The following is a 21,724-nucleotide window of genomic DNA, read 5'->3' on the forward strand; positions in this document are numbered from 1 at the left end:
CTTCCTCCATTGAAACCTGCAGAGAGTATTGATGTCAGTATGCAAGCTAATTTTTTAGATATGCTATTTGCTTGCTGTAGCGTCGAGGTATCCTATCGGTATCAGGGGGTATACCAAATTGGGGATGTATAAGCGCGCTCCTGGATAACAGCGGGTCCTTCAGAGGGTATCTGAATATTTCCGTTGTTAATTTCTTTTACGGCCACTGCATCGTAAAGTGAATGGCGAGGAGTAGGGATTTGTAATACCCGAACATAGTAAAATGCTCTTTCGTTCACATTAAAGCTTGGATCCTGCCACAAGGTCGATAACTCAATAGAACCAATATTGTTAGTGTATTGCCCCGTTTCTCGACTAACGGTATCACCCACTGGCTTTAACTGACCTTGGTTATTAAGAGTGCGCTCCCCAGACCAAGCAACATTAATTACTTTCTCATGACTTTTTCCCGCTGCGTCCAACCAAGATTTTACCACCTGGATTCGATCCAGATTTGCTCCTTTGGGATCTTTTGTCGCGCGTATAAGTAGCTGAATTGGCTGGTCAGTTCCTTGTGGTTTGACTAAATCACCCCCCATAGGTACTCCATGGGAATAACCCAGTTCAGCAATATTTTCTGCATCTATCGCATACTTGGGGAAATCCCAGCCTGCAAAGACACGTACCTGTATTCTAGGGCCTGTAGTGGCATATACTTCACGGCGTTTAAATGCAGCGAAAAGGCTTTCTCTAGTATTTTCTTCTGCCCAAGCGGCGGCGAGTCCAGAAGCGGACATATTCCATCCTGTAGCCTTGGTTCCGCCAATGACAGTGTTAGTTCGCTTGCTGCTTGGTACTGAGTCGTGGGCAAACTTGCCCCAAAAGTTGTTCTCCTCCGCAGTTGACATACCAGTGTGTGAATCTGTGGACCCTATGAACCCCAGCTTATAAGGGTTTACACCAATTTTCTCCTGTATTTCCAGCCCTGAACGTAAGGCGGATCGGACGAAATCACCTCTAGCGACACGGTACGACTCCGGGTCAGCTTGTAGGTAGAATGGATAATTCTCAAAGTCGGCAAAAGGATCGTCCGGGGAAAGCGTTGAATGGGTTTCTGAGTCTCCCTTAATTTGTGTTATTTCAACCAGGGGCTCCCAGCGCATGCGTGTACGCGCATACTGTGTATCAATTGGCTCACCACGCAGAGTGGTTTCTGCAAACATATACCCTTTAGACACATTGGAATTGTGGGGGATCGCAATGAATTCACTGCCAGTTCGTTTAGATGTCTCATCTAACCAGTGCCACAAATCTTCTGGGTACTGGCTCTGATCAGACCCAAAAGGAAGATACTGCTTAGCTTTTTCCGCCCCATCAGGAGAGACTACCACCCGGTGTAAGTTGGCCCCGGTTGGTGTTGAGCTCCATTCCCAGCCAATAAAACTGGTAAAAGTGCCCGGGTTATTATGGCGCTCTGTGGCATCGACTATTGCGCTCCATGCGCTTGTCCGGGTCTTATCCAGATCTCCAAGAACGGGCTCAGGGGGCGTGTTAGCTGGGTCCTGGACAGGGTCAGCGGGAGCTACTGTGTCTAGCGCCTTTTTGGGCAGTAACTCATTGAAAATATCCATACCTTCATTTATTGAGACTTTATATCTAATATGCTGCTTGGCAAACCAGCGCATCATTGACTGGTATAAGGACATATCGCTGTCGAGCTCATCTGTTTGATTCACCACTGCCCTCATAACTCCCAGCCCTTCAGCGTGATCTGAAACCACGAGAAAATCCAACGGGGTGTCTATACGTACTTTTGCATGAGTGTAGGGGTGAATAACCGGCTGCCCCTTGGCCCACCGATAAGCGGTGTCTGGAGTTGCCGAATAATTTTGGCTTAAGAAGGCATCGAACGAGTAGGAGGTATGAAGGTGCATATCTCCCCAGAAAACCTGTGTGGGCTTACTAGCAGCAACACCTAGGTGAGTGATGGATAATGTAACACCTACCAGACGTGCTATTATTTTTATGGGATTTTTCATATTTCCAATTGCCAACGTCGGTTGGCTATCTTTTAGGTGACTAGATCCTCTTAACATGTCAGGATCGTTAGGATAATCTTGGTAAATAAGGAAGTGATTGATTAGATGCTAATCATTTGGCTTTTAGGTTTCTTTGCAAATAAAGCCAATCTCTTGACCAATTAGGACACACTTGTAGATGGCTGAGTATGGACACACGACCATTGCAACTTGGGTATTACCTATTATTGAGGCCCTAAAACCATTCTGTTCTACCCAAGAAATTTTGCAGCGTGCAGAAATTGACCCCAAATGCATAGTGGATGCGAACCAGAGAATCCCTTTAGAGAATATGAAAAAGCTATGGGGGCTCGCTGAATCTATATCAGGTGATGATTGTATCGGCCTGCAAGTCACTAAGTATGTTAATCATACAAACCTTCACGCTCTAAGCTATGCCCACTTGGCCAGTAGCTCCATCAGGGAGAGCTTACTGAGGTCTGCTCGATTCTCAGAAGTGGTTACCACCGCTATGCGAATCAATGTTCATGATGAACAGAAACAAGTAGTAGTCTCTTGGGAAAAAGTTGATAATTTTTCATATGATCCAAGTATTCATGCTATAGATGCTTTTATGGCCTTGCTAATAAAGTCCATAAGAAAGATATGCCCCGATGTGCATCATCATTTGATTTCAATTAATCTGGAGAGGCCTAGACCTGCTACCCTTGAGCGGCATCAATTGATGTATAAGTGCCCAATTAACTTTTCATCAGACATTTGTGAGATTAGGTTTAAACAAGAGTTTGTTGATCGAAAGCTCTCTTCGGGAAACGATGAGCTGGTCAGAGTTAACGAGCAAGCCCTAATTGGTTATTTGGAGCGTTTGCAGAAGAATGACATAGTTAGCATGACCAGTAGGGTGCTTGTTGATCTGATGGCTTCAGGTAATTTTTCACAAGAGGTCGTGGCCAAGGAGCTTGGTATTAGTTGTCGCGGTTTGCATAGAAAACTAAAAGAAAGAGGTTCCAGTTATCAGACTGTGCTAGATGAAATACGCCAGTATCAGGCTGTGCAGTACCTTAAGCAAAACGATACCCCGATCACGTCAATCGCCTACAAACTGGGATTCGGTGATACCAGTAGTTTTTCCAGAAGCTTTAAAAAATGGACTGGGCAATCTCCGCGAGAGTTTCGGACTAAGCATAGTAGAGATACCTCAACAGAAATCTGTATAGATTAAGAGCGACTTTATTTATCAATAGAGGAGTCGATTTGTTTGCATTAATTACTCCTAGGGCTATTGGATATTACATACCACCCAGCTAAATTTGGTTGGACTATTCTATAGTTATCGAGAGAAAAGAGGGGAGGTCTAGTCTTTAAAGGGGCTGATAAAGTACTTGAATTTCTCATTCGGTATCATCAAATGCCTCAAGCTCTTCCTTGCTTCGAACCCAAGACTTAACTCTGCCAACTGTAATCCCATTATCATCGTCAAACAGGATTTCAGTGCCTTCAGGATCAAGTTCATCATAGATGGGAATAAGACTGCTTAGTCCCTCAAAAATCCAGCGACCTCTACGCCCTTTATCATTTGTCCAGTCACTTTTGTCTTCGATGCCGGACTTCCCGTACTGAATGGCCTTCTGGTAAGCTTGCTCTCTATCATCAGCTCTTAGTATCACAACATTTGAGAATGCCCGGCAGCGCCGACGCATATTGTCGAGTTCCTCATCATCAAATTGAAACCTCTCTATAATTGTTGCGACCCACCAGCCGTAGGGGCTCTTATTTCTGTCAGGAATTCTCTGGTTACTCATTTTAACTGCCTTGTACTCACCGGTGATGGGGAAGCTAATAATCTCTTCTTATGGATTAATTCCTCCGCTTGCGCTCATGTAAAACAGGAATAAAGCAGCGGCGAGATTTAGGGGTACACGAATAATACCTGCAATTCTGTTTGGGCCCCACTCATCTTTAGCTATGGCCGTTTTGAACTCATTTAGAGTGAAGTAACAAAATGCGCAGCCAAGTAAAAAGGAGCCTGCCCGAGTATTGAAAATGGACAGATTTAGCATCTCAGGATTCAAAAACCGGATGGCCAGCAAGCCAAGCATTGCCAGTAGGGTGGTGAGGATAATAAATTCATTAATTCCAAATGCCTTCTTGCTCATAAAATACGATGTTCCAATTAGTGCGGGCTAACAACTAAGGCAACTTGCCAGTGATGGGCTTTTCTTTGGGGGCTTATCGGTTTGTTAAAGTAGTGCATGTCCTCGCAAGCTTGTATGCTTGCTCTCATCCGAACTTGATCTTAAAGCCTCCACCGCGATGGGATAGGTAGGGCTCCGCTTTTGGAGCCGACAGATCGCTTGTTTTTATGTCGTTACCCGACTGTACACTTAAAATTCAGATAATACTTAAATTCAAGTGTATTGCCACTGGCATCTTTTATAAGAAACTTACCTGACTCATCTTCAGCACCTTCGTTCTTTATAAGGTTACTTGTTACAAACTCTACATCATTTGATTTACAAACTTCTAATACGGACAGCCATTCCTCTTTACTTAGAATTGGTCCAAAATGGTCAATTTGGTAGGCCGGCATTTTGTCGGAAGCTTGATGAATTGTAATTTGATGACCGTAAAATAAAATGTCGAACCAGGTGGGGTTGTCACGACCTATAGAACAACCCAAAATGTCTAAATAAAAACGCTTCGCTTCCTCTTTGTCGGGAACCACGAAAGAGAGATGAAATGGATTCAACATAAGTTTCACCTTGTTGTTCGTAAGCTTGGGTAAGTCTTAGGTATGGCGCCTCTATAATCATACTTAAATGGGATAGTGTATTGGCATCTACGTAAAATTAATAGTGTACGGAGGTCATGTTGGCAATTTAAGCATGATTAGCAGGTTCGATGCGCATATATTTCGATTGGATTTCACTATTTGAGATATACTGCGAACATTTAGAATTTATAGTTTCACCCTTTGAATGAAGTGAATTTTTAGGGGTTGTTGCATCGAAAAGTCCAATCGCTAAAGGATTATAAAAATAACGCCATTACTATTCCTAATAGGATGGCTACCTAAAATCCTCAGCAACATATTAAAAACACCTAAGCAATTTTGGCTGTAGGCAGAAGGGGACCTGTGGTAAGTGGCAGTATTGAAGATCTATTCTTCTGAGTTCTTTCGAGTGAGCTTAATAAAAGCACCAGGATAAAAGGTTGTTTTGTAAATAACTCAGATTATTCAAAGCGTAAAGTTAAAAAATATAGGCACAAAAATAATCTTATTGGATTTTATTAAGTTTGTTTTAGTGTCAAAGCTGCGTAAAATCAATGGATACTTATTGGTATTTTGGTCGGCGTTGAGCTGCCTTTTAAAATGCCAGCTACCAAAGAAGTTTAACCAAGTCAATAATTTTCTAAAAATCAGCCTATCAAAGGAGAGCGGTATTGTGACGTAAAAGCAAGTAAAAGGCGCTGACCCAAGGTGCTCGAACACCAGGGGTCAGCTAACCAAATTGATAACCGAACTATCAAAATGGCTATATGGATCATACGCTAGAAACCCGCTCGTCTTCAATAAACTGGAGAGTATTGAGCAGTTTGGAGAGATTCACCAAGCTATGGGAGCGTAGTGCTCGCCTTTTCTTCTTCTATGCCTATCGTTCTCGTGCACCACCTCATATTTCCTCAAGAAGTTACTTACAAAGCCTTCCGTTAAGGGTGGTCTACAAATGGTTTGAGTCTTAGAGGAAACAAATATGTTGATCTTAAAGTGCCGGACGGGTCAAAACTTAAGGATTGGAGCAAATGTCTCAATTACCGTACTGGAAGTTAAGGGTAATCAAGTGAAGATAGGCATACTTGCTCCCAAATCCCTGCCTGTTCACCGTGAAGAAATATATATACGTGTACAAAAGGAGCGGGCACTTGGAAGAGGAGATCGATGATAGCCTCGCTGTGGCTACGGATTTCCCAAAGCATCCATGTCAAAACCATGGTGAGGTAGCGGTTTTGATGTTGGGTGCCTTTGCAAGCGACCCCTACTTGCTGGATGTAAGCAATGGGTTAATGTTGAACTCACCTACCAATATGTCATAGATGACCAAATTATGGGCGCCCAAGATCGTTCCAACTCAAATGAAGAGTTGCTCGACAGTATTGTTGGGTAGAGATTCATTACTGGTTGGGAGCTGCTCATCTCTGACCTGCACGATGGGTGGTGTGGGGGACGGTAGCTAGAAGCTACCGGCTATGTGATCTAGGTTCTGGGCCCATTGTATCTTGACTCATTAATAGACCAGATTACACCTGACAAGAGAAACCCAACAGCCAAACTACCTATTACTGACCAAAATGTATCCATAGTGAGAATGGGTTGATTATGGATCATTTGCCTTGATAGAAACCCATTAACAAATAGTAAACAACCGCCCCCAAATAGACCTCTAGTTAAAGTAAAATGAAACGACCCTTTAGATCGAATCTTTTTCCATCTTTCATCAGGCTTCATTATTGATCCGTATATTGTCGGTGCTTAACGCCTTTAGTATAGGCCGAACGAAGTAAGGTCCAGCCCAGTTACTTTTTTGGCTTACCGATGCTGGCTAAATTTGTTATGACTTTACTGGCCATATAATAGTCTCGTTGTCCGGCTCAAATAGATAGCTACACTGCATTTCTGCAAGGTAATTGTAATCAAACCAAAACATTATACCTAAACCATCATGAATTAAGCATTTATGATCTGGAAGCTCTTCGGAAGACCAGTCTTCTAGTTTTGCTATCTCTCCAGTATGTTTAGCTATTAAACTTGAAATTTCTTTGATTCCTAAACCGAATAGTTGCTGTTCAAATAATGAATATCCGGCTCCCATAACTGTTATTGTACCTAAGCGAAAGTTATCATTATCATTGAAAGTAAATGTTAAGTTTCTATGCGAATACCATAATTCTCTATGCCAATCACCTTTGCCTTCAACATACTCGGACTCCTCGACTCGATCTGGCTTGCCCAAGAAAGAAATGACTTCTTTCTCTATCATGCCGTACCTAATTTCACCTATTCCAATACCCGATAATATATTCATTTTCTATGGGTCATAACGCCTTTTTATGAGAACCTATGCAGTAGGCTGTCCAAGCCGGAGGCGACAACACAAGCTTGTTAAGCATTGTGTAGGCCGAAAAACAAAGTATATGGGATTTCTATAGCCAACACTGTAACTGGAACCCATACTGAATACTTCAGTGATTTTTTTGCCGAATAGCCTAGAATCTTCTTTAAATAGATAAACGGAATAATAAAATATAAGGAATAGGCCGATAAAATAATGATCTCCGAAAAAGCATTTCTTATGACTACTAAGCTGATTATGAATATAAGAATCATAGGTACAAAAACGAAGGTAAAGGCAACCCACCAGTCAATATCTGGATCACTACTTTGTGCCTTGTTTCTGTCAATTAGCTTGTAGATGCCTATCAATATCAAAGCAATTATTGCAGCCTGTAACATCTTCCCACCTTGTTATGCTTAACGCTAAAATAACCGACGGCTCTAAGCCGTCTCGCTTGATTGTTTTATTAGGCCTTTACTTGAAGATATGCACGACCTCCCCAATTATGCGGTCGCTGGTAACATAGCCCCACAACCTGCTATCTGCTGAGTTATCTCGGTTGTCACCCATAAAGAAATAGCTTTTCTCAGGTACTACAATTTCCTCCACATCACTAGCTGGACGCATTTTTATTCGTTGAATCAAATACGTGATACCACTCAACTGTTGCTCATAGACTGCTAGATGATCTGTTTCGTATAGTAGATTTGTGGTTAATAAAGAGCCATTAATAGTAATGTCATTGCCTTTGATAGCAATCCTATCACCAGGTAAAGCGATCAATCTCTTGATAAAAGGAGTGTCCTTATGAGGTGGATAGAATGCATATAATTTCCCTCTCTGCATTAGACCTCTTGAAGTTATATTCCCGCTGGCTATAGAAGCACCATACGTTCCATATGTGCGATAGCCTAACTTCTGAACAATGATGTAGTTTCCGTTATCTATTGTTGGTTGCATTGATGCGGAAGGAAAAAGAAAAGGCTCGTATAGGAAAGACCTAAATAGAAAGACTGTTGTAAAAAACGTAATATAGATGGCAGGGATTCCCCACCACTTGGAGTACCAACCCCGCTCACTAGAACTCTCAAAATTCTTTACAACAAAATACGCATGTATTGGGCAGATTAATGAAAAAATGGCAGCAAATAGAGTTTGATACTTCCAATCAAGTATAGAAACAATACAAGAAAGAAGGACATAGAGCCAAAATAGTTTTGGCCTATTTAAGTATAGAAATGTGAACGCTTGTAGGACTACACCTAACAGTACTGCAATCCATGCCTTCGGTTTCCAATTGATATTCAAACTTTCTCCTTAGTTCCGTAGGTCTAATGCCACCAGCGGTGGTTTTTGTTCCAATGTCTTAGCTTGTTAACAGCTGATGCGACGAATATCGCCATCAGCTGCGATTGATTCAAATAGCGAATCTAGTGGCTCATACATGTGCCACCGATCCACCGACTGTTGTTGAGCTATGTGATCGATATTCAATAGCTCAAGATCTTCAACTCGATTACCCTTCCATAGCTTTTCTGATAGAGCTATAAGCAGTTCTTCAAGAGAGCATACCATTTCCTGCCAGAGAGGACATGACATGCAACATCTTGCCAATCTCGGAGATGTCCCCTTTTCTAACAATAGGTTTTCGCTATCTAGTTCATGTTCAGAGTCAGTCATTTCGTGAGTGTGAATGATTTTTCCGATGTCATGGAGTGCTATCCTCATTCTCACAAACTCTCCTTAAACAGGTACCCCTATACCAGATAACCCGCTTAGAAGTAGATCGGCAGCTTCGCCTACAAGAGTAGCGTGCATTTGAAGGTGTTCTGGAGTACCTAAAGCCTTTCTAAGATCAAATGCGTTCTGTCTTGTTTCTAGCTCCATACTTCCTCTAGTCTGTTAACACAGAGTTAATAGGCCACATTGCTGTAAAGCAGCGCTTTTCGCGGTCCAACCCACGTAGTGGGCGGCCATTGGACGTATTATTATACCTTTTGAGAACTAAACACACCTTGCCAACTAAGTAGCTTATAAATAGCCATTGCAACAAACAAAAAAAGATAGCCAAAGAATATAGTTGCTATAAACAAAAGTTCCATGAACTCAATGGCACTATTGATACTGATGCTTTCTTTACCTAACCATAAAAGTGGATTGATCAGGCCAAATATTTGAAACACACTTGCGATTACAGGAGAGAAAAGCAAATATATATTTATCTCTTTGTCACTCAGGCGATCAACTATGAAAAAACTGAATACTGCAAAGGTAATATAGCCAATACCAGCCATAAGCATACCCACAAGTATTGCTGGTATTATCATAGCCAAGAATGGCAACAACAACATACACTTCCAGTACTTTCTTTTATTCATGATTAGGTATAACGCTGTGCTTAATTGTGTAGAAAAAATGGTGTATTTTCGCTCTTTGTAAAAAAATGACAGTATTGCTGAGCCCGGTACAGTGCATTGTTAAGGCTGGGCCTCCACTTTGGCAATAGCTTTATCTATACTGCGATTAATAAAAAAACTAACTACAACAGGCAACATCATAACGATGCCAACTATATCAGAGATAACGCCCGGAATAATAATTAGGAAAAAAGCAACCCCATATCTGACCATAAATAAGAAGGGCCTTAGCTTTTCTAATTGCTCTGGTGATAAGTTATGCCCTTTACCTTCAAATTGCTTGCTTAATTTCTTGCCGATGCTTTTGCTGACCTTCTTGGACTGTTTGAATTCTGGATACTGTACATATAGAAACACCGCACCAATAGCAGTAGTAACAACATAAAGACCAATTAACGTGTTAAGCCCAAGTAATGAATGAAGCCACCCAATAACTGCAACCTCACTGACACCAAGAATTATCAGAAACAAAAACCACTTCATAATTTTGCTGCTACCTTAACGCCGTGAACAGGAGCTAAAGAGCTATAGTGAATAGGAGGTTTTTGGCCCCACTGGTTGGCTTTGTTAGGTGATTCCTCTGCTATATACATATGCTGCCTATTGCGTCTACAAAAGTTAGTTTCTGAATTTTAGACTCTGAATCATGAGAGGCGGTGACGAGTATTTTTGATACACACCCACCACAAAATAACTCGCCAACCCCTATAAGGTAGCCATTCATAGTTTGCTCGACTGAATTTATGGAGCCTACACCAAATACTTTTCGATACCAATCAGGGAGACCTTCAATACCAAGTCTTTTAAAAGCTGATATTACTTCGATGGCTTTCTCATAGCCAAGCATGCCAGCACTGAAATAGATTTCCTTGTATTGGTACTTCCAATCCGTTTCTACGGGTTGGCAAGAAAGGCCATCACCTACAGGACTACATGAAGCAGACTTTATTTTTACCTGATGAGGTTCATCAGTTTCAGCCACGAATACAATAGACGTGGCTCCACTCATGATAGAGTTCGAGCACAATGATAGCCTTTTGTCGGACTTATTAATCTCGGTCAGGGCTGATCGAATATCTTCTTCCCTATATGTGAATATACCCATTCCGTCACCGATGATTTCTTCCACATCGAAATCAGCCCATTCTGGATCGTTTTTGAGTCGCTCTTTTTCCTCTTCAACCTCTTTCTTTGTTAGCGGAGAAGCGGGAATAAAAATAGTCTCTTTCTGTGCGGCACATCCAAAGATAGTTGATGCTAGAAATATGAGTAGTACTATTCGCATGTTCACCTTACGCCATTTGTAATGGGCTGCCTTGTGGTTAAGCCACGCATAACGCTGCCAATCCTGGTTGGCGAACATTGGCAAACTTATTATGTGTTTACACGACTCCCCTGAAATATTGCTAGCCAAAAAACGCTACATCAGCTAATTTAATTACGAGCAAAAGTACGCTTTAACACGTCCAGCCCACAGAGCAATTTTGCCTTGCTTTGTTAAATATTGCATATATTCAGCTGCGGTAATTCCGGCTGCAATACCAATAATTAATGGTAATACTGAGTACTGTGCATAGTACAGGTCTATAGCTTGTACTCTAATACAATTTAGAGTCAAAATCAGGGCGGAAATAATTATACCAATATTAAAGACGGCGTATTTGGAAATGCCAACTTTTTTTGCGAGAATCAAGCTCAGAATCCCAGAAAGAAATCCTTGAGCAAAGTAGCTTTTGAGGTTTAGAAAAATATCTAAATAGAGAGGCAGATCAAATACTTTTGGAGGGGCTATATAAAATGCCGACCACAGCATGGTCGCACCCATAACAACCACAAGTATTGAATATTTTTTAAGCTTATCCATATGATATTTAATGACCTGCGTTTGGACAGCCGGATTGCAATACAGGCTGTCCTAGAGATGTCAAGCATGGCGATAACAACGTTGTCTTATGTGTTTTTGACATATCCCCTGCTCAGAACCTTATTGAGTATTATTGTTGATAGCGCGAGGACGAATGACAAAACTATGCCCCATGTAACCCAGAACGCTATGTATTGGAATCCGTGATTATTTGAATACAAATCTGGAGACGGATTCCTAGCCAGTTCTTCCATCATTTTTGCAGCATATATTTCGCCTAGCAAATGAATACTAACAGTGCCCAGAACAATATATATCGAAACACAGATGCGGCTGTCTCTTTTACTCATGTTGCCTCGGGTTATAGGGAACGCCTAGAGCCCTGCGTCAAAACCAAAGTTAAGTGGCGTTTTTGATCTCGGGTACCTTTACTTGGTACGCCCAGCATGGGCGTGAACTAATGAGGTGGAAGCCTCCTGTATGAGGATCACCGTTTAATGGGTTCCATTAAATGCTAACTACTAGCGAATGGCAACTGGGGACCGTGAGGTTTTGTAGGCGGAAGTTGAAATCAAATCTACGAGCTGACAAACAGAAAGATCCTAAAAGGCTGAGCCTGGAGGTGGGGGGATAAAAGACACCGAAGCCGGATGATCTAGCGGGCAAAGTCAATGATACAGTTGAGTATATAAAGTTTACGTTCTTATCTGGGGAAATCTGTTTAGCTTGCTGCTGTGAACCTGTCAGTGTGGCCGCTGACTAATATGTAGGCCCAGCTCGCTAGCCGCCAAAAGTGGTGGAACACGGCAGTGTCTCGGTCAGAAATGAACAGCGTGATTAAATAGAAGTCAGCTGACGGCATAGTAGCCAAGTGCCAAGATTAATACCTTGAACAGAGTGAAGGCCTGGACCTAAACTCCACGAATTAAAAGACCGGATTTGCCTACCGATATGTTTCCAGTCAGATGAAGTTGAGCACTGTCATGGTACTCAACTTAGATGAGTATCTGCTCGACGCGATCATTGGGTAGAGATTCAGCGGATAGGGAACCGCCCACTGCGGACCTATACGATGGGTGGCGTGGGGCAGGTAGCTAGAAACTACCGGCTACCCGATTTAACTGCATGCCACAAAATATTTAAATATTATTTGTATCGTTTACGGTTTCTTCAAGCATCTCTGAAAATTCTTTGGGCTTGGCCCGATAAATCACATGATCACCATTAAATGTACGAATTGTCCATTTCCGCTCTACTGCCCGATGCCAAGAAGGATCTTTAGCTCTATCGGCTTGCGACACCCCCTCAGGAATAAAAGCTACATAAGTGACATTGAGTTTTTTTGCCAGAGGATTCTTATACGATACAGGTTCCGTAAGTGTTTTTAATGGCTGCGTAACATCTCGTGGAAATTCGGAATTAACATCAATCCATGAGAAGTGAACTTGACCATTTACCACTTTATGTTCCGCAGATATTGGCTGCCCTTCCATCATTGACATGCCATCCTCAGGTACTTTCGCGTCTAAAAATGTAACATGATGAATTCGTTCTGGAATACGATCGATAACTCCGGTGATTACCATGCCACCATAGCTATGACCTACAAGTACCACATTTTTCAATTTTTCAAAAATAATCAGGTTAACGATATCGTTGATATGTGTGGTTAAGTTAATATCAGGAGAGGAAAGATGGTGCCTCTCACCTAACCCCGTCAGTGTTGGCCTGTAGACGGTATGACCTTTAGCGCTAAGGTATTTACCAACCTCTTTCCAGTCCCATCCACCGCCTGTAGCACCATGTACCAAGACAAAGGTGTGATAATCTTTTTTTGTATCAACTTCTTCAGCAACAGTTTCAAATGTCGTAAATATTAAGAATATTACTAATGAGAATATAGTTTTCAATGAAATCCCTCTTTTTGTATTCTTGATTTTCTACTTGCAAGTAAAATTGCTAATAAAGCAGTTAACGCCTCAAGCTGCAGAGCGAAGCTTCCGATAGCCTTGACTTGGTACGCCCGCCCAGTATGGACGTGAACTAATGGAGTGAAAGCCCCATATAGGAAGATCACCATTTAATGGGCTTTATTAAATGCTAACTACTAGCGAATGGCAACTGCAACACCATGAGGTTTTGTGGGGAGGAAGCCGCTAGTAAGACTACGGACTGAAGAACAAAAGCATCCTATAAGGCTTAGCCTGGAGGCGAGGTGACCAAGAACACCGAAGCATTGTGATCTAATGTGTAGAGTAAATGATGCAGTTGTTTAGTGAAGTTCACGTTCTTATCTGGAGAGATATGTTAATCCTGCTGCTGTGAAGCTGTCAGTGTGGCCGCTGGTTCATAAGTAGACCCAACCCGCTAGCCACCATCGAGGGTATAGACAAAGAGCAGTGAAACACGGCAGCTCCTCAATCAGCATTGACCACGATGATTAAATAGAAGTTAGCTGACGGCATAGTAGCTAAGTGCCAAGATTAATACCTTGGACAGAGTTAAGGCCTGAACCCAAACTCTACGAGTTGAAAGAGTGGGCTAGCCTTTCCAGTCGGATAAAGTTGAGGTAGGGAGCTGCCATGATACTTAGCTCAAATGAAGAGCTGCTCGACACTATCGTTGGGTAGAGATTCATTACGGATAGGGAACCACTCATTGCGGACCCGCATGATGGGTGGTGTGGGAACCGGTAGCAAAAAGCTACCGGTTATCCGATTTAAGATTGGTCCGTAGCTCTTTCCCATTCATCTGCATAGCCACTTGAGCGTAGATATGAACGTAGGGAGTTCATTATGTATTCGTTCCAAGCCTCAAGATCTTTATGGCCACAAACTAATCTTTCTTCCTCTATATCCTCTACAGATAAGTCAACCATAGACCAGAAGAATTTTGCTAAATGAAACGCCTCGTCTCTATCAGAAACCACACCTTTAGAAATTATAAGGCTTGTTTTTTGATCGTCGAGTAAGTTTGCGTAGTGAAGAATAATATCTTTTTCTTCTTCGAATCTATATTTGATCATAGAGCGTCTTGTGCCTCCCTAATAACCGACATTCTGTCAGCAAGCCAAATCAGCTTTTGATGTAATTGGGCTGTGGTCATTTTGCGAGTGACCGTCAAGAAATAATGCTGTTTATCCCTCTCGTCAGCGACAAATTCAAGTCCTTCTGGTAGATCACATTTTTCAATTACCCAAAATACATCGACTTGACTACCTTTGGCATGTTTCTTTTTAAGTTTGTACTGATCCTTTAAGTGCTGCCAATGAGCTGAAACGATAGTCCCATTTGAGAGTGCGGTATAACCCATTGCTTACATTGTGAAAAAAGGTAATCTTTCTCTCGAATATTGTTGTATGTTTTACCTTGTTTATCATCCATATACAGAGTCGGATGCTCACCTCTTTGTGTTGGTCGTGCAAAAAAAGCATCATAACTTTTAATGTACTCTCGAATATCTTGAATTATCCGAAACTGTTCCATATTCACATTCCATGTCTAAAATCTTAACGTTCCCAGTACACGCAGTGTGCGATCGTACCTGTGTTTGGTACGCTCAGCATAGGTGTGGACTAATCGGGTAATAGCCTCCCTGTATGAGGGTCACCATTATATGGGTTTCATTAAATGCTAACTACTAGTGAATGGCAACTGCAACACCATGAGTTCTTGTGGGGAGGAAACGACTAGCAAGACTACGAGCTGGCAAATAGAAGTATCCTATAAGGCTTAGCCTGGAGGGGAGGCGACCAAGAACACTGAAGCCGGGCGATCTAATAGGTGGAGTAAATGATGCAGTTGTTTAGTAAAGTTTACGTTCTTATCTGGAGAGATCAGTTTAGCCTGCTGCTATGAGGCTGTCAGCGTGGACGCTGATTAATAAATAGGCCCAACCCGCTAGCGACCATTGCGAATTGGCACGATATGTGGTGTGGGGGCCGGTAGCTAAAACTACCGACACACCCTATTTATGCGCCTATCCCTACCTAATCACAGCGACATCTATGTGGTTACCAAGTAGTGCTTATTTACGATTAGTCCACGGAGAGTTATTGTCAAAAGTTGAGATGTACAGATCCTCGACTTTATCTCGTGCCCACTGGGTTTTGCGTAAAAACTTGAGCGAAGACTTAATTGATGGGTCGCTCTTAAAGCAATTGATATTGATCCTATCTGCCAAACCATCCCAGCCATAATGTTCCTGCAAACGTGTAACAACTTTCTCAAGAGTAATACCGTGTAGCGGATTATTTGGTTGATCTTTACTCATTTTTCAATTAATACTCTATGTTTAATGACGCATAATGCCGTGAACATGGGCTGATGAAGTTGGCACGTAATCGCAAATAAAATTAGGTGACAGGTTTGCCAGTCCGTTCCCAAAACTTCTTATGTGTTTAAAGCCCTTTAATAATTATAATTGATATACTAATAAATGTGGATATAAGTAATATAGTGATACATTGTTTGAATCTTTGATTACTTCGTTTTGTTAACCTTTGAGTAAAGGTGGTATCTGTTTCTATAGTATCTTTTAATAGAATATTTGATCTAGATTGCAATAGTTCACCTATCTTTTCAGCTTCCTCTGGGCTCATTTCAGCCTTCGATGATATTTCAGATATCCACTGGTGAATCGATGAAAGCTCATTGTATTCAGCCTTGTTGATTTTGCCTGACTGAAAAAACTCTTCCTGCTTTTCTCTCAGTGTAGTTACATCCACGATTCTTCCTTACGTATAACGCCTTGCACAGGTGCCGCTGGAATGGAGCCGCTTTGCGCTAGCGTAGCGTACAGCACAAAGCGAACGGAGTATAGGTGGTGGGATTCAGCAACTTGTTAAAAGCTCACTGGGACCAGTAACCCAATATATGGTATTTGCCAGACTCTTCAGTTTTTAAACGAATGCCGAGAGCTATAAAGCCAGGGCAGGTAATGAGAGCATGATTGCTAGCGCTACCATCACCTATTGGTTGTTTGGCATCACCTTCGAGGATGTTGAGGGTGCATAACGAGCTAATGCTTTGCCGCTTGTTGAATTCTGACTTTGTGCTGTTTCCGACGTGAACAAAGCTATCAGTACTCCCTGACTCTAATAGAGATCTGATGGCCGTTGAAAGTGCCCGATATGATAAGGCACTAGAAGATAGAACAGTCAAAATTAATGCTTCAATTATTTTAATGCCTTATACACAGGCGAGTGGAACGACGTGCAGCGAGTCCAGTCTGTATCCTTTATGGGCGATTGTGCCACACTTTGTAAGTGCTATTTAACAGCATTGATCTGAACTACCGTGACATTTGCAATGCGACCACCGCGCCACCAAGTCCCTTTTGTACCAATTTTAAGCCTTTTATGGTGATACTCACGGCGCTCTTCATTTAATATCCACATATTGGCAAAGCCTTCATTGGGAATATTGACCGGAGTAGTATCTCTTATGACTCTGCCATCTTCATCAAGAATCTCTGGCCAGATCATGTGTATACCTTCAACTTGCGGATCATCCCCATCATAAAGAAAATCTACTCTCATTCCTTGTCCCGGCTTGGCATTTTTATTCTCTTCAGATAAGTCTATCTTGTACCTGACTACAAAATCCGGCTTTCTTCCAGATCTTTCTTCATAAGGTATATGTGCTTTCATATATTGTGCTAACACGAAGTTGTGGGGTGCCGTAGGCGTCCCGGGCAGCTTGCTGCCGAACGCCGACGTTTTGTTACGCCTACCGGTTTTATTGCATAAATGTGGTTCGCATACCGTTCACTGTTAAGGCCAATAATGGAATGTTTGATAGAGCAAATATTAAAAACCTGATTTCAATTTTGTTAAAAGTTACTTGCACAATGCTATGAATTACTCGAATAGCGACATATGCCCATGCCAGAATATAATTTATGCCATCTCCTGCACCAAGGACGGCAAGTGATATTGCCAAAGCATAGAAAATAGTTGGTTGCTCCATGAGATGATTATAATTATCAGCTTTCCAACGAACATGGGGAGGAAGGGTTGACATTTGCTCTCCGCGAGGAGCATTCGGATCAAGCTTTAATTTAGCTTTCTTCACGGCAGGCAATCGTGTTGCGTACATCCACAGCCACATAACCATAGACCAAGCTATCAAGGCAATTACAGGCTGAATTATTTGAGCACTTTCAATCATCCGTTGATTCCTTTTTATTAGTTACTGATGTTAGAGAGCTGAACAGAGCATAATGACCACAACAGGAGCAGCTGGAGCGTTGGTCGTCCCGTGTAAGGCTGCAGGCCCAATGCCAAGCTAAGCAGCGCCGTTTACGACCTCTTTGCTTGAGCACCTGGCTAGCCTTCTAAGATGGAAATTAACACCATAGTAGAAAAGTGGTGGCGCTAGAAAACCATATAGTAAAATATACCAAAACGGTACTTCACGAGCAGGAAAGAGAGCTAATACTAATATTATTAAAGAGACGATAATCGGATTAAGTAATTTGCCTTTTCGGGATATTTTGGAGATTATAAAGCCTGACCAGAGATAGCTAAAGGCACATGCAAAAACCAAGATAACAAGCTCTTCGGTAGTGTATGGAGCATTGTATGGTTGAGAGCCAAACAGCATAATTTTAATAAATGTCGAGATTACGGCGATAACGAAAACACCGAGTAGCCCAAGAAATCCACCGACGAAAATTCCTTTTAAATCTATATTTTTCATAAAACTCCTATAGGAAGCTAGCAACCATATAAAAGGCGGAGCGTCAATGACGTTAGGCGCAACGTGGTGGAGCGACTTTTAATGTGCTTTGTATGTGTTTTACTCATTAATTACACAAAACCCATTACCAAAAGGATCTGAGCAATGTGCAATAGTACCCCAGTCACCTCTTTCTCCGCCTTCATGCTTTCCCCTAGTTTAACAATTCGCTTAACTATTTCATCTACGTTTTCAGCTAGAAAGTCAATATGAACGGGGGTCCAATGACGAGAATAATTTCGCTCAACTGTCTCGGTGGGGACTGCTACTGATCTAGCCTCTTTCTCTTGTAGATAAATATCACAGTTCTCTACTGAAATCACTGACATTCCACCTTGATCTCTTAGTTTTTTACAACCAAGAGCTTCTATATAAAAATTCTCAGCTTGTTTAATATTAGAAACATCAATACTTACAGAGAGCTTTATCAAAATATATCCTCTTTTATTGATTTATGAGAAATGACGGCCACAACAGTGGCGACCAATACTGGCTACGTTTTGTGCAAAAATGAGATCGCAGCGACCCGCACATAACGGCTTGTGCTTGCTAGACTGATGCGCTCTAAACGAATCAGAAAAAGTTACGTCTCTACTTTAAATAAAACTGGAATTCTATGCAGCCCTTCACTTGGATTTGGTAGCCATGTAGATAGGTAATAATTTGAATGCTTTGCCAAGCATTCTGCATAAGCGCGTAATTCTTCAGGAATAATGTCCTCTGGTTTAGCATCAATCAATGTGCCATTCTTCGCAATAGTGAGAACTATTACAAAGCTGCCTTCAATATTTCGCTCTCCTAAATACTCCACATGAGGCGTGCAAATACCGATCGAAGTAGCTGTAGCAGTGGAGATCTCTGCTAAGAGGATAGCCAGCAACATTACTTTAAATATATTGTGAATCATCAAATAAGTCCAACGCTTTGCTAATGGGTAGCCGAAGTAACGCGCAGGCTATCCTGTGGAGGCCGCGCTTTTCGCGGTCGGAACGAAATTGAGAAACTTGTTATCATCTTTTACCACGTAACTTTGCCCTTAACCCTCGTAAACCTACAGGCTTTAAAGCACAGTACTTTGCAAACAGTAACTCGCCCAGAAATGGGACTAACATCAGTACTATACCGAACACAACCCAATTCTTACTGGCCAAACTCAATATAATAGCCAGCATTGGAATAGTGGCGCCTATAAATGCGAGTACCCATTTTGACAACGAAGTGTACTCGTACTGAAAGAAGCACTTTTCACAGTGCATGCGGTTTGAAAAAGACAGCATTCTGACTTTTACCGCTTGCTTTCCACATTGTGGGCACTTTCTTATCATGGCTTACAAAGCCAAGCTTCGAGGTTGCTGTGAAGCGGATGCGTATCAGCGGCCCCAGCCACGGTATTGGCGAGCAAGAGTGCTTTGCTATGCATTTTCCGGCCAATCAGAAAAGAAGCCCCATTCAATATCTGCTGCATTTAGGCAAAAACTCGAATTACCTCTCGGTAGTCTTTTGGAATCAAAGCCAATAATAGGCAATGGATATTCAAGCAAATCTTCTCCATCAGTTAAATCCTGCTCATATCGTTCTTGAACATTAGCAAATTTAAAGGATTTTCTTTCTTTATGATTATATGCAGGAGAAATAGTGATAATCCAGGTTTTGCCGTTTTTTTCTAGCGACAAAAGATCATGAGCTACATCACCACCTAATACAATTTGTTCTATTTCTGATAGCACTAATATTGCCTCTATGCATAATGCTGAGGTTTGGGCCTCAGCGTAGGAGTGAAGCTCCGGAATTGAGGCCCCAGCCACAACGGGGCGACGACACCGAGTTGTTATGCTTTTTCAATCCGAAGGTACTCACCAAAAAATGGTCCACCTCTATTTATTTGCCTAAAAATATCGTTTCCCACCACACCCGACAAGGAATCAAGTAACTCTTCTATTGGGCCACCTGTGTTATAGGGAAGTAACTCTCTTTCTTTTGCGCACGATATAGCCAAATAGCACACATTTTCACTTATCGATTTAATATCTGTTGGATCAATTTTTTCATATTCTCTTCTTTCGTTTACCTCCCAGAGAGTAAAGCCTTTAAGATAAGGCAAGATCTTTACAACAGTTTCATCCCACATATTTCAACTTCCTTTGTCATGACGCCGCAATACCGGGCTGGCCCAAGTGCAGTTTGTGGAGGTCCGGCCGCTTGCGCAGCAAGTGGCATAGTTAATTGCCTTGTTATGAACTTTGAAAACTCCCCAACTTTTGATTAACCAACCAGCCACAAATGCATGATGGAATAATTAACATAAACAACAAAAACAAACCAGCTTTAGGATCAGATGGAAAATCCTTTATAACTAATGCAAGAAGCAGCAAAGCAACACCGCTTAGCACACCAGATGTGTAACCCGGCAGGTTGTGACGTTTGATTAACAACGTAAACGCCAAATTAAATGCCCAAGCGATTAAAGCGGGCAGCAAACCCATGACATAACCAAGCTCTAATATTTTCAATGGAGATGCCCCACCTTGGATGGAAAATAGTATAGTGCCGATAAGCGGCCCCACGACTACAAACACTAAGAGTGAATAGAAGATAGATCCTATAATCGTAATTTCCTCAGAGCTAACTCTTAACGATCCGCACTGGGGCAGGCAAATAAGCGTAGCGTTTTGACTGTCCTAGCGACCAACGGGAGCGATTGCTGCTGATTGTTAGGTGTCACTGCTTTAAAGGACTTGGGCCTGCTGCCATGCACGGCCTTGATCCTTTTATTATGTATTGCTGATTCAAAAAGATACAGTGCTCGCCATCCATCGCCACGCTATGCTTACCATCTTTCTCACGATAAAGCACCATAATTGAAACGATATAGCCACCATCCGTTGCATAAGCATGAAACTCATAATCAATAGGTTGATTTGTGCTTGCTACATTCTTTACATAATATTCCTGAGCGACATCGAAGGCCAGGATTACTTTATCTGACAGTGTATAGTCTTTATGTGGATACCACTTAGGGGGCTCATATTCCGTGGCCATTGTTAGTGATGAAAATAAAACTATAAAAAGTGCGATTACTCTCATTAGATGGCTAACGACCGTATTAGGGGCGGACAAACCAGCGGATTGTCCGCCCCTTGCCTATGCTTGTTATGTGTTTTACCAAGCTTTATCACTAATTTCTTCACCTTTATCGGAGATATGAAGCCACGTATATGGATTGTACTGGTTTGTTCCGTGGGAACAAACAACTTTGCAATGAAAGTATTCATGTAGGTCGAGCGCACATTCTCGATCATTTCCCCATTTGGCACCACCTTCAAACACGAAAAAAAGGCAAGAAAATTCCGTGAAATCATCTAGGTCAGTGGTAACGGTTACAGAAACACGGTCATGGTGAAATTTGCCGTGATAGATATACAAATCGTCTTCGTGGTCTACTTGCTTTACAGATTCGAAGACTGAGGAGATCCAGCTCTGAATCTTATCTATATTAGTTTCTTTGATGTAAACAGAGATTGTCATACGTGCACACACATAACGCCCGAAATCACCGGCAAGCGTAACTTGT

General features: G+C 41.9%; 29 protein-coding genes. 3 read left to right on the forward strand and 26 right to left on the reverse strand.

Features of this window, described 5'->3' with window-relative positions; translation table 11 throughout:
• Positions 1–101: 101 nt before the first annotated feature.
• On the reverse strand, positions 102–2,018 hold the full coding sequence (locus ACJJI4_RS03530) for a DUF3604 domain-containing protein (RefSeq protein ID WP_444927074.1): 1,917 nt from the start codon (positions 2,016–2,018) through the stop codon (positions 102–104).
• 178 nt (positions 2,019–2,196) lie between these two features.
• Between ACJJI4_RS03530 and ACJJI4_RS03535 the strand changes: the two genes are divergently transcribed.
• A complete protein-coding gene (locus ACJJI4_RS03535; protein ID WP_444927075.1) occupies positions 2,197–3,240 on the forward strand; it encodes an AraC family transcriptional regulator in 1,044 nt (347 codons plus the stop codon).
• 169 nt (positions 3,241–3,409) lie between these two features.
• Here ACJJI4_RS03535 and ACJJI4_RS03540 read toward each other — a convergent pair whose 3' ends face one another.
• The 3 genes from ACJJI4_RS03540 to ACJJI4_RS03550 all read right to left on the reverse strand — a co-directional run bounded on the left by ACJJI4_RS03540 (position 3,410) and on the right by ACJJI4_RS03550 (position 4,770).
• Positions 3,410–3,820 (reverse strand): DUF4288 domain-containing protein, encoded by a 411-nt coding sequence (locus tag ACJJI4_RS03540; RefSeq protein WP_282931751.1) that lies wholly within the window; start codon positions 3,818–3,820, stop codon positions 3,410–3,412.
• Between the two features lie 48 nt (positions 3,821–3,868).
• A complete protein-coding gene (locus tag ACJJI4_RS03545) occupies positions 3,869–4,174 on the reverse strand; it encodes a hypothetical protein (protein WP_444927076.1) in 306 nt (101 codons plus the stop codon).
• Between the two features lie 212 nt (positions 4,175–4,386).
• Positions 4,387–4,770, reverse strand: a complete 384-nt coding sequence (locus ACJJI4_RS03550; protein ID WP_444927077.1) for a VOC family protein — start codon at positions 4,768–4,770, stop codon at positions 4,387–4,389.
• 1,003 nt (positions 4,771–5,773) lie between these two features.
• On the opposite strand from ACJJI4_RS03550, the gene csrA reads away from it, so the two are divergent.
• Positions 5,774–5,962, forward strand: a complete 189-nt coding sequence (gene csrA, locus ACJJI4_RS03555; protein ID WP_444927078.1) for a carbon storage regulator CsrA — start codon at positions 5,774–5,776, stop codon at positions 5,960–5,962.
• Positions 5,943–6,113 carry a hypothetical protein gene (locus ACJJI4_RS03560; RefSeq protein ID WP_444928266.1) on the forward strand — a complete coding sequence of 57 codons (171 nt, stop codon included), beginning with the start codon at positions 5,943–5,945 and terminating at the stop codon, positions 6,111–6,113. Before csrA ends, ACJJI4_RS03560 begins: the two co-directional genes overlap by 20 nt.
• A 515-nt stretch (positions 6,114–6,628) precedes the next feature.
• Here the strand turns inward: ACJJI4_RS03560 and ACJJI4_RS03565 are convergent.
• The 22 genes from ACJJI4_RS03565 to ACJJI4_RS03670 all read right to left on the reverse strand — a co-directional run bounded on the left by ACJJI4_RS03565 (position 6,629) and on the right by ACJJI4_RS03670 (position 21,237).
• Positions 6,629–7,102, reverse strand: a complete 474-nt coding sequence (locus ACJJI4_RS03565) for a hypothetical protein (protein WP_444927079.1) — start codon at positions 7,100–7,102, stop codon at positions 6,629–6,631.
• Positions 7,103–7,179: 77 nt separating this feature from the next.
• Positions 7,180–7,530 carry a hypothetical protein gene (locus ACJJI4_RS03570; RefSeq protein ID WP_444927080.1) on the reverse strand — a complete coding sequence of 117 codons (351 nt, stop codon included), beginning with the start codon at positions 7,528–7,530 and terminating at the stop codon, positions 7,180–7,182.
• A 76-nt stretch (positions 7,531–7,606) separates the two neighbouring features.
• Entirely contained in the window at positions 7,607–8,440 is an 834-nt protein-coding gene (lepB, locus tag ACJJI4_RS03575; RefSeq protein ID WP_444927081.1) for a signal peptidase I, read from the reverse strand.
• Positions 8,441–8,506: 66 nt separating this feature from the next.
• Positions 8,507–8,731 carry a hypothetical protein gene (locus tag ACJJI4_RS03580; RefSeq protein ID WP_444927082.1) on the reverse strand — a complete coding sequence of 75 codons (225 nt, stop codon included), beginning with the start codon at positions 8,729–8,731 and terminating at the stop codon, positions 8,507–8,509.
• Between the two features lie 389 nt (positions 8,732–9,120).
• Positions 9,121–9,483, reverse strand: coding sequence for a hypothetical protein (locus ACJJI4_RS03585; protein ID WP_444927083.1), 363 nt, complete (start codon positions 9,481–9,483; stop codon positions 9,121–9,123).
• A 126-nt stretch (positions 9,484–9,609) separates the two neighbouring features.
• Positions 9,610–10,032, reverse strand: a complete 423-nt coding sequence (locus ACJJI4_RS03590; protein ID WP_444927084.1) for an FxsA family protein — start codon at positions 10,030–10,032, stop codon at positions 9,610–9,612.
• A 100-nt stretch (positions 10,033–10,132) separates the two neighbouring features.
• Complete coding sequence (locus tag ACJJI4_RS03595) at positions 10,133–10,912, reverse strand: hypothetical protein (RefSeq protein WP_444927085.1); 780 nt, start codon at positions 10,910–10,912, stop codon at positions 10,133–10,135.
• A gap of 75 nt (positions 10,913–10,987) precedes the next feature.
• Complete coding sequence (locus ACJJI4_RS03600; RefSeq protein ID WP_444927086.1) at positions 10,988–11,413, reverse strand: hypothetical protein; 426 nt, start codon at positions 11,411–11,413, stop codon at positions 10,988–10,990.
• Positions 11,414–12,552: 1,139 nt separating this feature from the next.
• Positions 12,553–13,323: an alpha/beta hydrolase gene (locus tag ACJJI4_RS03605; protein ID WP_444927087.1), complete on the reverse strand. Its 771-nt coding sequence runs from the start codon at positions 13,321–13,323 to the stop codon at positions 12,553–12,555.
• A gap of 809 nt (positions 13,324–14,132) precedes the next feature.
• Positions 14,133–14,438 (reverse strand): hypothetical protein, encoded by a 306-nt coding sequence (locus tag ACJJI4_RS03610; RefSeq protein WP_444927088.1) that lies wholly within the window; start codon positions 14,436–14,438, stop codon positions 14,133–14,135.
• Positions 14,435–14,725 carry a hypothetical protein gene (locus ACJJI4_RS03615; RefSeq protein WP_444927089.1) on the reverse strand — a complete coding sequence of 97 codons (291 nt, stop codon included), beginning with the start codon at positions 14,723–14,725 and terminating at the stop codon, positions 14,435–14,437. The genes ACJJI4_RS03610 and ACJJI4_RS03615 overlap by 4 nt, the downstream gene beginning before the upstream one ends.
• 714 nt (positions 14,726–15,439) lie before the next feature.
• Positions 15,440–15,685, reverse strand: a complete 246-nt coding sequence (locus ACJJI4_RS03620) for a VF530 family protein (protein WP_444927090.1) — start codon at positions 15,683–15,685, stop codon at positions 15,440–15,442.
• Positions 15,686–15,812: 127 nt separating this feature from the next.
• Positions 15,813–16,139 carry a hypothetical protein gene (locus tag ACJJI4_RS03625; protein ID WP_444927091.1) on the reverse strand — a complete coding sequence of 109 codons (327 nt, stop codon included), beginning with the start codon at positions 16,137–16,139 and terminating at the stop codon, positions 15,813–15,815.
• A gap of 543 nt (positions 16,140–16,682) precedes the next feature.
• Positions 16,683–17,063: a hypothetical protein gene (locus tag ACJJI4_RS03630; protein ID WP_444927092.1), complete on the reverse strand. Its 381-nt coding sequence runs from the start codon at positions 17,061–17,063 to the stop codon at positions 16,683–16,685.
• 88 nt (positions 17,064–17,151) lie between these two features.
• Entirely contained in the window at positions 17,152–17,583 is a 432-nt protein-coding gene (locus ACJJI4_RS03635; RefSeq protein ID WP_444927093.1) for an MAPEG family protein, read from the reverse strand.
• 117 nt (positions 17,584–17,700) lie between these two features.
• Positions 17,701–18,114, reverse strand: coding sequence for a hypothetical protein (locus tag ACJJI4_RS03640; protein WP_444927094.1), 414 nt, complete (start codon positions 18,112–18,114; stop codon positions 17,701–17,703).
• 110 nt (positions 18,115–18,224) lie between these two features.
• Complete coding sequence (locus ACJJI4_RS03645; RefSeq protein WP_444927095.1) at positions 18,225–18,584, reverse strand: VOC family protein; 360 nt, start codon at positions 18,582–18,584, stop codon at positions 18,225–18,227.
• A gap of 152 nt (positions 18,585–18,736) precedes the next feature.
• On the reverse strand, positions 18,737–19,060 hold the full coding sequence (locus tag ACJJI4_RS03650; RefSeq protein ID WP_444927096.1) for a hypothetical protein: 324 nt from the start codon (positions 19,058–19,060) through the stop codon (positions 18,737–18,739).
• Positions 19,061–19,565: 505 nt separating this feature from the next.
• Positions 19,566–19,880: a hypothetical protein gene (locus ACJJI4_RS03655; RefSeq protein ID WP_444927097.1), complete on the reverse strand. Its 315-nt coding sequence runs from the start codon at positions 19,878–19,880 to the stop codon at positions 19,566–19,568.
• Between the two features lie 101 nt (positions 19,881–19,981).
• Positions 19,982–20,281: a hypothetical protein gene (locus ACJJI4_RS03660; RefSeq protein ID WP_444927098.1), complete on the reverse strand. Its 300-nt coding sequence runs from the start codon at positions 20,279–20,281 to the stop codon at positions 19,982–19,984.
• A gap of 103 nt (positions 20,282–20,384) precedes the next feature.
• On the reverse strand, positions 20,385–20,663 hold the full coding sequence (locus tag ACJJI4_RS03665; RefSeq protein ID WP_444927099.1) for a hypothetical protein: 279 nt from the start codon (positions 20,661–20,663) through the stop codon (positions 20,385–20,387).
• Positions 20,664–20,871: 208 nt separating this feature from the next.
• The gene (locus ACJJI4_RS03670) at positions 20,872–21,237 is read right to left on the reverse strand and encodes a hypothetical protein (protein WP_444927100.1); all 366 of its coding nucleotides are present in this window, start codon (positions 21,235–21,237) and stop codon (positions 20,872–20,874) included.
• Positions 21,238–21,724 lie beyond the last annotated feature (487 nt).

It is taken from the genome of Microbulbifer maximicatervae (SeqCode), from assembly GCF_052467305.1.

Excerpts from the sequence above, each read along its gene's own strand:
- ACJJI4_RS03530 (WP_444927074.1), bottom strand. The coding sequence starts at position 2,018 with ATGAAAAATCCCATAAAAATAATAGCACGTCTGGTAGGTGTTACATTA.
- ACJJI4_RS03535 (WP_444927075.1), top strand. The coding sequence starts at position 2,197 with ATGGCTGAGTATGGACACACGACCATTGCAACTTGGGTATTACCTATT.
- ACJJI4_RS03540 (WP_282931751.1), bottom strand. The coding sequence starts at position 3,820 with ATGAGTAACCAGAGAATTCCTGACAGAAATAAGAGCCCCTACGGCTGG.
- ACJJI4_RS03545 (WP_444927076.1), bottom strand. The coding sequence starts at position 4,174 with ATGAGCAAGAAGGCATTTGGAATTAATGAATTTATTATCCTCACCACC.
- ACJJI4_RS03550 (WP_444927077.1), bottom strand. The coding sequence starts at position 4,770 with ATGTTGAATCCATTTCATCTCTCTTTCGTGGTTCCCGACAAAGAGGAA.
- csrA (WP_444927078.1), top strand. The coding sequence starts at position 5,774 with ATGTTGATCTTAAAGTGCCGGACGGGTCAAAACTTAAGGATTGGAGCA.
- ACJJI4_RS03565 (WP_444927079.1), bottom strand. The coding sequence starts at position 7,102 with ATGAATATATTATCGGGTATTGGAATAGGTGAAATTAGGTACGGCATG.
- ACJJI4_RS03570 (WP_444927080.1), bottom strand. The coding sequence starts at position 7,530 with ATGTTACAGGCTGCAATAATTGCTTTGATATTGATAGGCATCTACAAG.
- ACJJI4_RS03580 (WP_444927082.1), bottom strand. The coding sequence starts at position 8,731 with ATGTCATGTCCTCTCTGGCAGGAAATGGTATGCTCTCTTGAAGAACTG.
- ACJJI4_RS03585 (WP_444927083.1), bottom strand. The coding sequence starts at position 9,483 with ATGTTGTTGTTGCCATTCTTGGCTATGATAATACCAGCAATACTTGTG.
- ACJJI4_RS03590 (WP_444927084.1), bottom strand. The coding sequence starts at position 10,032 with ATGAAGTGGTTTTTGTTTCTGATAATTCTTGGTGTCAGTGAGGTTGCA.
- ACJJI4_RS03595 (WP_444927085.1), bottom strand. The coding sequence starts at position 10,912 with ATGTTCGCCAACCAGGATTGGCAGCGTTATGCGTGGCTTAACCACAAG.
- ACJJI4_RS03600 (WP_444927086.1), bottom strand. The coding sequence starts at position 11,413 with ATGGATAAGCTTAAAAAATATTCAATACTTGTGGTTGTTATGGGTGCG.
- ACJJI4_RS03610 (WP_444927088.1), bottom strand. The coding sequence starts at position 14,438 with ATGATCAAATATAGATTCGAAGAAGAAAAAGATATTATTCTTCACTAC.
- ACJJI4_RS03615 (WP_444927089.1), bottom strand. The coding sequence starts at position 14,725 with ATGGGTTATACCGCACTCTCAAATGGGACTATCGTTTCAGCTCATTGG.
- ACJJI4_RS03620 (WP_444927090.1), bottom strand. The coding sequence starts at position 15,685 with ATGAGTAAAGATCAACCAAATAATCCGCTACACGGTATTACTCTTGAG.
- ACJJI4_RS03630 (WP_444927092.1), bottom strand. The coding sequence starts at position 17,063 with ATGAAAGCACATATACCTTATGAAGAAAGATCTGGAAGAAAGCCGGAT.
- ACJJI4_RS03635 (WP_444927093.1), bottom strand. The coding sequence starts at position 17,583 with ATGATTGAAAGTGCTCAAATAATTCAGCCTGTAATTGCCTTGATAGCT.
- ACJJI4_RS03640 (WP_444927094.1), bottom strand. The coding sequence starts at position 18,114 with ATGAAAAATATAGATTTAAAAGGAATTTTCGTCGGTGGATTTCTTGGG.
- ACJJI4_RS03650 (WP_444927096.1), bottom strand. The coding sequence starts at position 19,060 with ATGATTCACAATATATTTAAAGTAATGTTGCTGGCTATCCTCTTAGCA.
- ACJJI4_RS03660 (WP_444927098.1), bottom strand. The coding sequence starts at position 20,281 with ATGTGGGATGAAACTGTTGTAAAGATCTTGCCTTATCTTAAAGGCTTT.
- ACJJI4_RS03670 (WP_444927100.1), bottom strand. The coding sequence starts at position 21,237 with ATGAGAGTAATCGCACTTTTTATAGTTTTATTTTCATCACTAACAATG.